The sequence below is a fragment of the Pandoraea bronchicola genome, assembly GCF_902459805.1.
GTDB lineage: Bacteria > Pseudomonadota > Gammaproteobacteria > Burkholderiales > Burkholderiaceae > Pandoraea > Pandoraea bronchicola.
In genome coordinates, this window is the sequence record NZ_CABPST010000004.1 from 77,429 (window position 1) to 91,845 (window position 14,417).

General features: G+C 54.0%; 7 protein-coding genes. 2 read left to right on the forward strand and 5 right to left on the reverse strand.

From position 1 onward, the window contains the following. Positions 1–102: 102 nt before the first annotated feature. Complete coding sequence (locus tag PBR20603_RS10440; protein WP_150559462.1) at positions 103–3,756, reverse strand: hypothetical protein; 3,654 nt, start codon at positions 3,754–3,756, stop codon at positions 103–105. A 422-nt stretch (positions 3,757–4,178) separates the two neighbouring features. Here PBR20603_RS10440 and PBR20603_RS24315 point away from each other — a divergent pair, with 422 nt between their 5' ends. Then, on the forward strand, positions 4,179–6,047 hold the full coding sequence (locus tag PBR20603_RS24315) for a hypothetical protein (RefSeq protein ID WP_246174533.1): 1,869 nt from the start codon (positions 4,179–4,181) through the stop codon (positions 6,045–6,047). 84 nt (positions 6,048–6,131) lie between these two features. Here the strand turns inward: PBR20603_RS24315 and PBR20603_RS10450 are convergent, their stop codons facing one another. From PBR20603_RS10450 to PBR20603_RS10455, 3 genes are read right to left on the reverse strand one after another with little or no spacing between them, the layout of a single operon-like run. Beyond that, positions 6,132–8,132: a DUF3732 domain-containing protein gene (locus PBR20603_RS10450; protein WP_174977870.1), complete on the reverse strand. Its 2,001-nt coding sequence runs from the start codon at positions 8,130–8,132 to the stop codon at positions 6,132–6,134. 1 nt (position 8,133) lies between these two features. Next, positions 8,134–8,622 carry a three component ABC system middle component gene (locus PBR20603_RS24580; protein ID WP_425495801.1) on the reverse strand — a complete coding sequence of 163 codons (489 nt, stop codon included), beginning with the start codon at positions 8,620–8,622 and terminating at the stop codon, positions 8,134–8,136. Beyond that, complete coding sequence (locus PBR20603_RS10455) at positions 8,622–9,941, reverse strand: ABC-three component system protein (protein ID WP_150559464.1); 1,320 nt, start codon at positions 9,939–9,941, stop codon at positions 8,622–8,624. The genes PBR20603_RS24580 and PBR20603_RS10455 overlap by 1 nt, the downstream gene beginning before the upstream one ends. A gap of 583 nt (positions 9,942–10,524) precedes the next feature. On the opposite strand from PBR20603_RS10455, the gene PBR20603_RS10460 reads away from it, so the two are divergent. After that, on the forward strand, positions 10,525–12,882 hold the full coding sequence (locus PBR20603_RS10460) for an ATP-binding protein (protein ID WP_150559465.1): 2,358 nt from the start codon (positions 10,525–10,527) through the stop codon (positions 12,880–12,882). A 100-nt stretch (positions 12,883–12,982) separates the two neighbouring features. Here PBR20603_RS10460 and PBR20603_RS10465 read toward each other — a convergent pair whose 3' ends face one another. Continuing rightward, the gene (locus PBR20603_RS10465; RefSeq protein WP_174977871.1) at positions 12,983–14,275 is read right to left on the reverse strand and encodes a tyrosine-type recombinase/integrase; all 1,293 of its coding nucleotides are present in this window, start codon (positions 14,273–14,275) and stop codon (positions 12,983–12,985) included. Between the last annotated feature and the right edge of the window lie 142 nt (positions 14,276–14,417).

Genomic DNA, 14,417 nt, shown 5'->3' on the forward strand with positions numbered 1-14,417 from the left:
TGGCCCCCGAGGCCGCGGCCCTCTTAGCCTGCGAGAAGGTAGCGGCAAAAGTACGATTGGTCGAGGCACGAGCGGTCGGACAGAACTCGCGTTTCGGGAGAATCACTCCTCAGTTCGCCCTAGCCCGCCTTTCTCCGCTCCCCTTACCTTGAGGTCTGCGACAAAGAAGACGATTGCGACCTCACGACGGCCCTCACTGTAGGTGGCCAAATACCCTCTTGTCTCAAAATCTGGTGGCCCCAAGGGCTCGCAGTCCTTGTACTTGAGACCAGATGGCACGTCATTCTCAAGCACATCCCTGACACAGTCGAGAACTGGGCCAAGCTCCTTCGCGTACGAATACGTGACATGAAAGTAGATGTCGCAGACGCCGTAGTTCAGGAGCTTGTCGAAGTGCGACTTGATGTTGCTGCGGTCGACTCCGTGGCACACAAGTGCTTCATAAATGGTTAGCTCGTGGTTAGATACCAGAACGACCGCGTCCCGTTCCCCAGGATTGCCGTTAGGTGTTGCTCCACCGAGAGACTGGTCATTCACGCCCCAAGTCGTCACTTCGAGCGATGCTCGAAGCACAGCCCGCACGGCACTGTTGAGGTCATTTTCAAAGCGTCGCTCGTCGGCCTGATTCCCTCTATCACGAAGCATGGCGGCCATCTGTTGAAGCGTCGATACAGCCCGCGACACCTGCCGCATGAGATAACGTCGAAACCCGCCCCCGGCGGGACCAAGAACGTCACCAACTTGAGTAGGCGACAACTGACTAAGTTGCTGCAACGCTGCCCGAATATGCACAATCGAGTCGATGGTGTCCGACGCCGAGGTGACGTTCGGCACCGCTTTACCGGCCTGAAAATCGCGCTTAAGGGCACCAAATTGCTCGGTTTCACCGAATTCCGCAATTGCAGCATCTAGCAGCGCCATTGCCTCGTCACTCAACCCCATTTCTGATTTTGCGAGTATCGCAACTAGTTCGACGTTTGAACTCCGCACCTCGCGGCGATGGGCGGAGACGCTTTCTAACGCCTCATTCGGCCGGCACAACGCCAGCAAAAGCATCCCTCGATTGGCGAGCAAGTTACTGCGAGCAGCGCTCGCATCAGCAGCTACGAATGCGTTGATTTCTGCAAGCAAGCCTTCCCCTGCCACCTTGCTCTCACCTATCAACGGATTTAAGGTTGGCCCCAAAATCTGATGAATTGCAACTGCGAAGACATTCTCCTGATACACCGGTGCAGCATCTGGACTTGCTGCAAGACGACGCAGCACATGTCCCGCGCCTGTTAAATCGCCATTTGGCCGAAGGAGCTGGGACGTGGCTCCATAGAAGTCCAAGTAGTTCTGAGCTTGACGCTTCGCGCCATCATCGAGAGTTGACGGGACCACAGCCGCATCGAGTGACGGCCAGTCTTTCTCATTGAGAAGAAGTCTAAGCTCGAGGTTGAACAGGCTAAGCCGAAATTCCGATGGTGCACGGTTCAAGTCTTCATGGATGTCGCCTAGATGCTCCCGAGCAAGTGCGTACTCGCCTGCAACCAAAAGCGCCTCAATACGACGCTCAAGTTCCGGCCACGTCCAGAACTCTGACGCCTCTCCCGGCGTCAACTGCCGCAACCTTGCCTGGATGCCAGATTTCGCTGCAGCGGGGAGATGTTTACACAACTCGGCAAGTAGGACCGGGTCGTCAGATACAGCCAGCGCTTGCAACAAAGTGTCTCGATGATGGTCGCTTACCCGACGCAACGCAGCCGCCAAATCAAATGCAGGCGAACCGTCCTCTCGCGTCAGGCTTCGACTTGGGCTGTACCTGTCCGTAATCGCTGCGACTCGCCCCTTCTCGGAATGCTCGACGGCACTGAGCAAGATGAGCTTTCGCAGAGCGTCGATGAGCTCAGTCGGCACTCGTTCGTTTGGCCAGCCTGCGACGGCACGCGCGAGAAGCCGCACGTGCACTCTCAAGGTACGAGCAATTGAATGGCGGAGAGCTGGAATATCCTCGTTCGAGGCAGATGCCAGCAGCTTCGCACTGTCGAACGGAATTAGCAGTTCGTCGCGGTTGACCAAGGTCTGAGCGAACGCAGAAGTGACTAAGCGCGCCGCGAGCTCCGGGGGCAGGCTCGGCGCGTCAGTCCAGTCGAGTTGCATCTTACGCGCAAACTGCGAATACAGCGTGACTATAGGGAGAGTATCGACATCCGAAGCTCTTGAGAGGCATTCAAGGGCGACGAGCACGCCCATGAAGCGCGCCCTAGGCACGTTATCTTCATGCTCCGCTTGTCCTATCAGATGCAGCAGTATCTCGGCCTGAAGCTCCCGGTTTGCCGTTCCGACCATCGCGAGAATCTGACGTCCAATGGGTTTCCTTGAGTCTGCAACAGCGTGCGCGCGACCTGTGCCAGCGGCATAACACCATGTGACCAGCGATGCACAATCTTCGGGAGCAAGAACCCCCTTCTCAAAATGGTAAGCCACGAGCGAGAGCGCGTCTTGGACGGCAAACGCCTTAGCCTGCGCGTCACGACTCACATGGCGGTCGCTATACCGCCCGACTGGTGGCCTCCCTTCGATGGTCAATTTTGCAGCCAAGCATGCCGTGCGCGGCTGCATGAGCATATCTACCAAGAGCTCTGGCGCGGCATTTACGCGGAACAAAAGGTTTTGCAGCGCCATCGGATGATCGGCCGCAAATGACAGAATCTTCGCGCGAGCGTCCGTAACTCCTGGGCCGATGTTGGTCTCTTCCAGCTCGGAGCAAAGCAAATCAAACGCAAAGCTAACCGTGCTGGACCCAACGCGCCCCATAATGAGATGCTCAACGTCGAGCAACGACAGCCAATCGTGCCGGAACACTAGTGTGGATGGCGCCGCTTTAGCTACACCTCTAAGGTACAGTTGCTCCGCCGGAATCGAAAATGTCCGTATGAGCACGTCGGCAAAGCGTGGAGTGTCCTCTTCCCAATCTAGCCACAATGATTGACGTTCCAAAACTCGATGCGCCGCCTCTCTGCAAAGTCGCATCGCAGTTTCTCCCCAATGGACGTTCCATCGGCAAACACCGAGAACGCAACACCACGCAGACCACTCCAAGAATGCTCTATCGACGGCATCAGTGTCAGCGACTGGCAATTCCGAAAAATCACGGCTTACGCAGTCCTCACAAGTGAGGTCTTGCCCGGCACCGTTGATAGCAACTGCCTCACTTGGCTGTGACATAGGGCATCGCAACTCCCATAGCCGGCTCGCGAGCCAATGGGGATTTCGTGTCGGAATACGCGTTTTAAGCCATCCTTCTGCCAATATTCTGGCTGCCAGCTCTTGCATGTCGGGTGGTATGACCACAGGCTTTGCAACAAGGCGCGGCTTACTTAGCGTTAAGAGGAACGCCTTTGTACTCGGACTTGGGTAGCTAACGCGTGAAGCCGCGCCCATAGGCACACTTTGCATAAGCCAGCGCGCTCCGTCGAAGAACACCCAACCTAGGTCCTTCAGCTCCTTGAATGTGGGCGCAGCGTCGGCGATGCGCTCCTCTGATTCGTCCCAAGACTTTGCGAGGTCCAGTGCGCCGCCAGAATATTCCAATCGGTAATACTGAGCGAGGCGGAGGAGACTCAACTCGTCGACTAATCCATCCCTCTCAATAATGGAAGGTTGCTCGTTCGACCACGACAGCCATCTTTTGAACGACTGCCTCAGTTCCTGGCGAACTTCCAGCGGTCTCCACATCCCTTCGAGCGGACGCATCGCTTCGACCTGTGTCACGACTTCCCCCATCGAATACTTTTTTATTTGGCAATTCTACGTAAGGCCATTGTTTAGCCAAATAGCACAAACACTTTCCTTACCCCGGAGTTCCGCCGTTCTTTAGTAATACTCGTCCACAGACGTACCCGACCGGAGAGAGAAATCGTGAACGCAGCGATTATCGATGCGAAACCAGCGCTACTGCGCCCTTCCTCGTCTCATTTGCACTATACGGTGGGCGAGCAACTCTTCACCCGCATTTCATCCCCCTGAATAGTACCTGCACCACGGCCGCCTTCCAATTTCAAGGGAGGATGACCATGCGAGAAAATTCCAAATACGAATCAAATAGTTACGGAATCCGCAGGTATTTCACTCCGTCGTCTATAACTGCCTCGCAGACGTCGAAAAGGAAGGAAGTGCGAGCCCGTAAGCGACGCATGACACCTTTGACTTACAAAGACCTGACTGATGAACAGGCACGCCAAGTGCAGTTGCATAAGGTGAACGAGCAAACCGCGGCCAATCGAGCCACTGCTCTCCGGAAATTCCTGAGCGCAAATAAAGTTGGATTTGAAGACGTGGTGGGTCCTGAAATGCGTGAACGCTTTCCGGATGCTATTGAGCGGTTCATTAAGACGCTACAAGATGAAGGGCGAACTCCTCGAGCCATCTCCAACACGCGAGCAGCACTGCGGCCATGGCGAGATGCTGTTATTCATCACGACACCATAGTGGCAGTCGAGCAACGCGTAGGAACGCCGTTCGTTCTGGCGCTGAAAGGTGTTCTCGGAGACCTCCCTGTCGGGCGAGTCGCAAAGCAGGCGGGAATCCCCTCCGACATGCTTCGAGGTTGGCTGATTGGGAAGCAGCCTCGGGGAAGCAACGCCCAATACATCCTCCGGTTCGAACGGTTCTTTGGCCTGGAACACGAGAGTATGGTCGTCTTGGCCGGAGTGCGGCAGAAGGGTCAACGGACCGCATCTGACCTTCGGCCCGCAGAGAATCAATACAACGGAAGGATGTTCGCTTTGACTCGGCAGCCGTACTGTGCCAAACCCAGCGAAAATTCACCGCTTCGAAAACAATGGTACGACTACGTCAGATACAAGACATCTGCGGTCCCTATGCTGAAACGGACCAAGCGTGGAAAGTGGCGCATTTCGCCATGTCCGGTGCACCCGGAGACCGACGCCAACTGGTGGGCTTTCCTTGACGGAAAGGAAGTCGCTAGCGCACGAATTGCTTGGGCTGGTGTTTCATCGTACCTAGGATGGTTGGCACTCCCCGAGGAAAGTGGAGGAAAGAACATCCCCGCGGACCAACTGCAAACGCTCGCCTGGCTCACTGCGCCTGAGTTTCTCGAATCCTATTTGGATTGGATGAAAGAACGAATTGGAGTGCGGAATCAGAAGACCACTCAATTTCTCGCGTTCATTGCCTCGCTTGTTCGACCGAAATTTGGCTATCTTTGGCAATCTGAGAAACTCTTGACCACCCTACCTGGGGCGTACTCGTCCGACACTTGGCAAGCGCTCTGTGAGCGCCAACTGGAACTAACCGAGCAACTAACATCGGCTTACCATGGTGAAATTGAAGTATCTCGAGATTCGTTCGAACCCATACGGTCCATCGTACAGTTGTCACAGCCGATGGAAGCGATGGTCGACATGATTGCACGCATGAGAGCTAATCGGCCCGTCGGCGGCGCACCGTCAATCGCTGCGCTCTGGTCACGCGACATGGCCCTCATCAAGCTGCTTCTCTCGAATCCTCTGCGAAAGCGGAACGTTGCCCACTTGACTTGGCGCGCGGACAACACTGGCGAGTTGTATCAACGTGGGGATGGTTCATGGTGGATTCGTATCCCAAAGTCAAAGTTCAAGAACAGGAACGGTGCGGCCGGAGACTCGGTCTACGACTGCGGGGTCCAGCAATCTGCATGGAGGGACATCGAGAGCTACCTTCTCGTTCACCGTCCCGTATTGCTGCAATTCCCATCAGATTTGGTCTTTCTGACCAGAGTGGAGCGAGGTGCGACCTCGCACCGCCCGTGGGAACAGCTTGGCGCGCAAGTGCACACGTTAACGGCGCGCTACATTCCGGAAAGTGGAGGCTTTGGTGTCCACGCGTTTCGACACATTGTCGCGACGTCCATCCTGAAAGCCGATGGTGGAACCCATAAGACTGCCGCACGAGTGCTGAATGACCGTGTAGCCACCGTTGAAAAACACTACGACGGATTGACAAGCAATGATGGCACCGAACAGATGACCCGACTGCTCAACGCACAGTTCAGCAGGATGTGAGTCCTAAGCAGATAGCGAATTCTCCAAAGTGCCCGGCATTGTCCGGGCACTTTGCATGAGCGGCATGAGGCCACTACTCCTCCCTCAACGGTCGAACCACTCTTGTGGGATTAGCCCGTCGCCTTCACTCTTCCACGCGGCAACCGGGTTCATGTGCTTCACGCTTCCCCAGATGGACATGTCAGCATGTTCAACGACGATAATCTGATATTTGAACTTAGCACGTTCGATTCCGCGCGTTAGGGCTTGGAATATGCAACGGGTATCGTCAATATCTGCGTCCCGGAACCCGCGGAGGCCCTCGGCCTGGTCGTCGTGTTCATCAAGGAGGTTGCCCCCCGAATGGGCGCTTGGAAAGAAAACTTGGCTCGGTTGGTCAATGGCGAGAAAACTGAAGACGGGACCGCTTACACGTTCTGGTTTGGTGAAAAACTCATGCAATGCTAGAAATGTCGATACGTGATACGCCATCCAGTTCGCGCCACTACCAATTTCCCAAAGATAGTCTCTATGGGGGTCGGTGACTCGTGAAAACGTCAACGTCAGTTCTTTCTGGTCAAGTTCGACGGTTGCGGTCGACTTGAGGTCGAACCATCGCGCATAGCCTTTGATTAGCGCACCTAGTTCTGTGGCAACTTCTCTCTGACGGGCCTCGCGACCGGAATTTCGGAAATACTCGTCCAACAGGGCCAGTTTTCTCTCAGCGTCCCCGACGCTTTTTCCTAGGTCATCGTCGCCCGCCAACGTCTCCAGTGCCCCCAGAAGACTCTGCAATTTCCCGAGGAATACGTACACTCGACCGAGAGAATCAGCTGGCATTGAGGTTTTGGACTCAAGACTAAGTCGGTACATGCGGGCCTTGTGAAGTACATCCTCAGCCTTAGTGAGGTTCTTTCCCAGAGCTTCCATCTGACGGTCGACAATCGGTCCCTCAAGCAGAGCGGTTGACATTCGTGTCAGGCCATCAAGCTTCTCCTCAAGACCACTTAGTACATAGTGGTTGTGATTGGTCTCCGAGCCGCACACGACACATGACTCGTCTTTCACCAAGCTACGCTGAAGCCAATCGAGGTTGATGACACGAATCCTTTCGTCGTTCACCGCGTCAGTAAGCCTTTTGGCCCGTTCTGATAGTCCGCGATAGTCGCGCAATTCCTGTGCCAAGTCGTCCACTTCTCTCTGGGCTGCCTCCTCCTGCTCAATCGCCTCATTGAAGAGTTCATTTGAGAAGCCGCGTTGCGTTGCACGCAGTCGTTGTGCTAGATGCCCCGAAATGTACGCCGCATTAAGCGCCTTTAGAGACGTTACGCACCCATCAAGGGACGTGTCACCTCCCTTATTTGACAGCCCCAATTCTACTGATTCGTTCCAGAGCGCCATGACATCAATTTGCCACGACGAGAAGGCGACCTCACGACTCCTCTGCTCCTTATGAAGGGCATCAAGACGCTTCACGAGTCTCGTGCGCTCCCGCGTCTTCTGCAAGTACTCGGCGTCGACGATGCCAAGCGCGTATGGCAATACGCGCTTGAACTTGTCCTTATGTTCATAAGTATCAGTCTTATAAAAGAGAACATTTGGATTTGCGACGATATGCTGAGGAAGGAAGTTGAACGCGGCCAAATCTCGATATGAGGGAGGATTTTCCGCATTTTCAGCATCTTCGTCGTCAACCAGCGACATGTTGGTAACGCGTGCGATGCGATTGAACTCATCCCTAAATTGAGGCGGGGTGTGTGTTGCTTTGATTTGTGTTGGCAAAGGAGCGTCGCCGCCATCGAGCATCACTATAAAAAATTCGCCACTACCAAAGCTATTTGGGGGAGTGCGACGTCCAACCAACATCCAGGTACCACGAATCCTAATTTTTAGACCGAACCACTCAGTCTTTTGGCGAATTTCCCCAACAGGTATGGTGCATCGCCTCGCACCTAGGCAGTAGTCAATGATGGCAAGAATCGACGACTTTCCGGTTCGACTGCGTCCGTGAATAACATTGACTTTGTCTTCTTCGAACTCTAGCGTGCGAATCTGGAAACGTTGACTTTTGGGCCAAAGAATCAGTTGCGAAATGAAGAATTGCATATCAGTGTAGGCCGAGTGCAGCAAAGAGCTCTGCGGGGGAGAAATCCTTGAACCAGTTCGCGAGACGCAGTACGGCTCCTGACGATTCACTGTCGATGCTCGTCGGACTACTTCCGTGTGGCCACCGTAACGGAGCAAAGGCAAACGCCCTTTGGTCTGCATCGAAGCGCCTGACGAGAAGCCCTGTTGCGCATGCGATGTTGAGTCCCTGCGCAGAAACAGCCGCATGAGCACTGACCCTATAGGCCAGTCGCTCAACGATGCGAGGCTCATCAGCTATGACAACACGCAATGGTGTCTGGAAATTTCGACTCCAAATACCTCTGCGGCTAGGACCATGCCAAACAAGGGGCAAGACGAGCAAGAGCTGCTCGAACGTCGGGTACCGGCTGTTATCCGTGCGCCGCTGGTATTCCTTTGTAAAACTAGCAAGAAGGAAGCACGCAAGCGCACTGTTGTGGATGAGCGAACGGTCGATATAGCCCGACATCAAGAACCTCCTTCATCATCGACTTCCTGCTGGGGACCGTATTCTGGATGCCAGTAGACAAAAAACCGTCCATCTTGCTCATTCGCCATCTGATGGTAGTGCCCGTGGGTAAAATACGAGTTGGCCGTTTCGTACCTTCCGAGTGGGGCCTTGAAGTTCTCATCCAACGTTTTGGTAAGTGTCCGCCGACCAATTGCTTCTGGCGTAACGTCCGCTTGCGTCATCAATTCCATCTCCGCATTGTCTCGGCAGTCTTGCCAACGTTGGTGGAGATTTTCTTCGCGCGTTTCCCAGTCAACGTGGTTGAACCCCTCCTTTTCAAGCCGTACCCGTTCAACGTAAAAAGCCCAGTACTTTTCCAAGTGTCGGTCCATGACCTTCGTCGGAACTTCAAGCCGCGATAGTTGCTTTAGAAATAAGAACTCATGCTCGCTGTTTGCAACTAAGTTCTTAAAATCAACATGCATCATCGGGCGGTCGAGGTACTTGTACAGAAACCTGCGGTCTCGCTCGTTGTGAAGATGGTCTCGAAATTCCTGAGGAGACAGCCAGACCGCCTCTCCGGTAGCCCAAGCTTTACGACATGTGTCGACGGCAATCCCGAGCAAATATTGATAGACCTCCTCTCCCTGCCCGGCGAGCGCCGACGGTAGCTGAAAAAGCTCAATGGTGGCTTCACGTGGTTGCGAGACCGAGCCGGCACCTCCGTTGTCCAATAATTTCAGTCCACGGACGAGATATCTGAGGTCATCGTCGTCATACTTTAGAACGGATTCTGCCTCTGCCTGCACTGCAGAACGCCTAGTCGAGCTCTTAGGCGTCGATGTGGTATCCGTCGAAGCACTCGCCCCCCTATCGAGAATAGTCCGAGCCTGCTCACGTAGCGCTAGTACCGCCGCCCTCACCTCCTCTTCCGACGTTGCGTTTGAAAGTACGCAGGCCAATGCCCTCTCAGGGACTTTGACGTTCGTTACCAAACAAAACTGGATGGCGGCATACTGCGTTCGCAGCGAGTTGGCATGACTCAGCCAAACGTGCAGCGTGTGCCACAACTTATAGCTACTGTCCTGGAAAGGTTGTCCTGAGGACTGGACCGTATTTGCATCCTGCTCAAGTCGTGCGCTCACTGAGCCAGTGTCATTTCGCGTTAACTCCGCAACATCATCCAGCGTCTCGATACCAACAAGCGTCCGTTTCGCATTCCCCGAAAAGAGTGAATACAACGCACGTTCGAACTGGAACGTAAACGCCACAATAGTCGGCGCGGCATTGGTATCGATTGGCTTTTCTACTTCTGGATTCCTTTTTCGCTCACTCATACACATCCCCCGATGAGACGCTTAGTTTCTCTGATACGGCGGAATCGGGAAATACTGTACAAACAGACAGCCCCCCCCTCCTGGAAAACTTAAGCTCTCGAAATATCGGTTAGCGCAGCCCTTCCGATGTCAAGCAGGTGCCAAGCATTGAGAAATACGTCGCCTAGCAGAATTCCTTTTGAGTATTCGCCATCCACGGAGCAGATAACAGCCCCTCCCATCTCGGCTTCGCCGCATCGGCTATGGCAAACCATCATGCATTCCTCACAGTTACATCTGCGACTTTCAGGATTTATGGCGACAGAAGAATCTACAGTGCATACAATAAAAGCGAACAGCATTGTGGGCTGCATACAGCGAATTGCCATTTTTCATCGCTTCTTCGCCTGCTATCGGTCCCCAAAAAACCCTCAAACGTCAACGCATAAATGGGGGCAGGAACGAGTACTCGCGCTACCGAATTCCTATGGTCACTACCGGACGACAAGTTCGGCACACCAGAGCATATGAAATTGGTGTCGACGGTCAAAGTGTCGGCCCATGAAAAATCACAAAGGTACCGACAGAAGCAGGGACGGGGATAATGGCTATTACACGAATTCAAAAGTTGCAAGCCTACCGGATATTTCGCGATTTCGAATGGGATGGGCTTCCGGACTTCGGCAGATACAACTTGATATATGGCTGGAACGGTGCGGGCAAGACGTCGCTTTCTACATTGTTCAGAAGCATGCAGAGGCGACAGTCTCCAGAGTCGGGGGCGATTGAGATTGTAGTTGACGGGAAAGTAATCACTGGCACCGATTTCGCTTCGGAAAAACTGCCCCCAATACGCGTATTCAATCGTGATTTCGTAGACCGCAATGTTTTCGAGACCCCGGGGCACGAATTACCACCGGTGTTCTACCTTGGCGAAGATAGCTCGGAAAAACAGCAACGGATACTTGCACTACAAGCCCAGAGTGACGAACTTTCTATAGACCAAAAAAAAGTTTCTGCAAGGAAAGCGGCGGCGACGGATGAGCTAAATGCATTCTGCACGGCTCAAGCTCGGAGCATTCGAAACCTCCTCCTTGGCGACAGCCGCTACAACAACTACGAGGCTCCGAAATTCAAAGAGTTGATGCGCCGCTTATCTTCGGCCACTGCCCTGCCCGCACTGCTCGAAACTCAACAACGAATGGAAGCAGAAGAGGCCGTCGCCGGACGACCTCTTCCAAAACTGAGGGTCCCTTCATTCGGAGACCTGGACCTTGTTAGTTTGACCAACAAGCTGAGTAAGGAGCTAGCAACAACGGTTGTTGCTAGCACTATCCAGGAGTTGGTTGAAAACCCCCAAGTCGCCAACTGGGTCGAGCGCGGCCTGCACCTTCACTCTGACGGACAGACACAGTGCCACTTCTGTCAACACGAGCTGAAACCAGAACGACTCGCGGCTCTATCTGCTCACTTCAATGACCAATTCAATGCTCAGCAAGCGCGATTGGCGAGGCTTTCAGCCGAAGTTGACTCACTACGCAAAGTAGCACGTACGCGCGAGATTCCTGAACGCTCCGCGCTGTACCCCCAATTTACTGAGGAGTACGACCTGGCGCTGAAGAAGCTAGACCAACACTCCGTGTATGTCGAGACATATCTCGATAGCCTCTCGCGTGCCGTCGAAGCCAAAAAAACTCAACCATTTACCGAAATTAAGCTATCGGATTACTTGGGTTTAGGGCATTCCGAGAATGACTCTGGGTTCTGGTCATTCGTTCGATTACTAATGAACGGCCTCAGCGCCATAGGTGTTAGCTCCGGGTTTCAGGCGATGGAGTCCATTGCAGAACTGGTCAAGAAGCACAACGAACACTCGGAAAACTTCGAAAATTCCGCGGCCGACGCGCGCAAAGCGCTCGAGCTCGATGAAGGGCTAAAAGCATTCCATGAGTGGTCTACCCGACAGCGAGCCGTGAGTGCTCTGGAAACGGAGTTCAAAGAGGTGGTAGAGCGGCTCCGCCCGCTCGCGGGCCAGATTACGGAACTTCAGCGCTCGATTCGACAACATCGCCAACCGGCCGAAGAACTGACTCGCGAGTTAGCCGCATATCTTGGTCGGGATGAACTCCGCTTTGAGACTAGGGACAACGGCTACACCGTCATGCGCGGTAAGGTGCCAGCGATGCACCTTAGCGAGGGGGAGCGCACCGCAATCGCCTTCATGTACTTTCTTAAGACGCTTGAGGACTCCGATTTCAAATTGAAATCGGGTGTTGTGGTGATTGATGACCCGGTGTCCAGCCTTGATGCGAACTCCTTGTTCTGCGCTTTTGGGTACATGAAAGAGCGCACCAAGGAGGCAAGCCAGCTGTTCGTGCTAACCCATAATTTCGGATTTTTCAGGCAGGTGAAGAACTGGTTCAATTTCGCAGGGAAACTGAAAGGGGGCCTCTACAAGCCCGAGACATCTAAGATTTCCCACTTCTACATGCTTGGCATGAGTGTGGAGGATGGTCAACGCAGTGCGTATTTGAGAACTTTGGACTCGCTCCTTCATGAGTACGAGTCGGAGTATCACTACATGTTTAGGCTTGTGAAAGATGGAGCCTCAATGGCGCCGCCGACCAGTCTCGCGGAGGTGTACGGATTGCCGAACGTTGCCCGACGGCTTCTCGAGTCATTTTTGTCGTTTAGGGTGCCCGGTCATGCAGGCAACCTCAAACGTCAGATGGAGGAACTCGTTGGTGAGCCTGCAATGATGGCGAGAGTTATCCGATTTCTGCATACCCACTCTCACATGGAGCAGGTCTCAGACCCTGAACACGATATTTCCATCCTGTCCGAAGCTCCTGCAGTACTCGCGGATTTGCTCAGGATTGTCGAGACCAATGACAAGAAGCATTTCGATGCCATGATGGCGCTAATGGACGAACGCGGTGCCGAGATACCTACGGCGGCGTAGTGTCGCGAACCGTGAGCTGCCGCCGGACAAAGCAGCTCGACGGAGTCAAGATACCTGCGAGGTCCGCCCGCGTGAGCGGGCATAGTGGCGGCGGATTGGTTTAGTCCCCCGCTGTCAGATAATTGTGCATTTTTGTGAGCGCATCCGTTTTCTCATCGAGGAAATCGTACGAGTTGTAGTGCCGCATCTCCACACCGTGCAAGTTGTGAGACTGAAGGTGATTCCTAACCTCGGCGTTTACCTTCAATTTACTTAGTAACGTGGTAACGCCGGAGCGAACGCGTTTTAGCTCGAAATTATCGAGATTTCCATCAACCACACTCTTCGCCCACGCCCGGGCGGTCGTGGTACTGAGCGGCTTCGCCGGCGTAACTGAAATGGCAAACTCCCCACTCTCGGGCGCACTCATGAGCTGCAACTCAGTAAGTGCGGCGCTTGCAGCGGGAATAAGTGGGACCACAATCGAACGCGCGGTCCCCGTGCGCCCTTTCGTATCGCGGAGTTCCAAAACCGCATCTTTTTCGTCCGCTCGCCTCAACTTCACCAATTGTTCAATACGCTGCCCGCCAAGCAGCAAATGCAGCCGCAGGAATGCCGCCTGAGGCCCAGGGCCGCTAATCAATCGCCAGTACTCACGCATTTCGTCCGGTTGGAGCGCATTTTTGTCCACGCCGCTGCCAGACCGAATGCCCGCAACGTCAGCCACAGGATTTTGTTTGACTCCGAATGCTTTGAATTCCTCTGAAACGGTCGGATTGTTGGCTGCATCTCTCGCCATTGCGAAGGCCGCTCGCAGGTAGGCCTTGAGCTTACGAGCGGTAGTGCGTTTGCCGTCTTTGAGAACGTTCCGCAATATCGTTGCGACGTGCTCGGAGGTCACTTCGCGTGCCGGCATATTTGCCGTGAGGGGAAATGCGTTCAAGACGTTTTTTGCGAATAGATTTCGCGCCTGCTTTGCAGTTTCCGCGTTTCTCAATGCCAATGAAGCGACGTAAAGGTCAAAGAGCTTATTCAGCGTAAGAGTTGCTGCCACTGCAACTTCTCGTCTGACCACCTCATCCGCTTTGCGCTGAGCAACTATGGCCTCATACCCGCCCTGGGAAAGCGCCGCGTAGTGCGTTTCAGCCATATCCTCAGCGGCGACGTGCGCAGCACGCTGCGAATAACCATTGGTGGTTGGCGCCTTACTCAACGGCGGAGCCGACGAATCGTACAACCCGATTTGGTACGCCGCCGACTTGCCGCCAATAGTTACGCGCCAATAGAACACCAACGCCCCTTTTCCCGTCTTCCTGAGCACAAGCGTGCCGCAGGGCGTAACAGACTCCAACTTCAAGAATTGCCGAGGTCTGATTTTGGCGATTGCGTCGCGTAGCGGCACTACCTTCTTCATATGCATCCCGAACTATGTACACAGAATCGTACACAGTCTACGTCAAGATGGCATTAGACACCACCGGACAACACCGGACCATCATCTCTTATAAATCATTGGTTTGCGTCAACAACAACGTCCAGCAAAATCCGCCATCATC

Coding starts and splice junctions, on each gene's coding strand:
- PBR20603_RS24580 (WP_425495801.1), bottom strand. CDS start 8,622: ATGTCGGGCTATATCGACCGTTCGCTCATCCACAACAGTGCGCTTGCG.
- PBR20603_RS10450 (WP_174977870.1), bottom strand. CDS start 8,132: ATGCAATTCTTCATTTCGCAACTGATTCTTTGGCCCAAAAGTCAACGT.
- PBR20603_RS10465 (WP_174977871.1), bottom strand. CDS start 14,275: ATGAAGAAGGTAGTGCCGCTACGCGACGCAATCGCCAAAATCAGACCT.
- PBR20603_RS10460 (WP_150559465.1), top strand. CDS start 10,525: ATGGCTATTACACGAATTCAAAAGTTGCAAGCCTACCGGATATTTCGC.
- PBR20603_RS24315 (WP_246174533.1), top strand. CDS start 4,179: ATGACACCTTTGACTTACAAAGACCTGACTGATGAACAGGCACGCCAA.
- PBR20603_RS10455 (WP_150559464.1), bottom strand. CDS start 9,941: ATGAGTGAGCGAAAAAGGAATCCAGAAGTAGAAAAGCCAATCGATACC.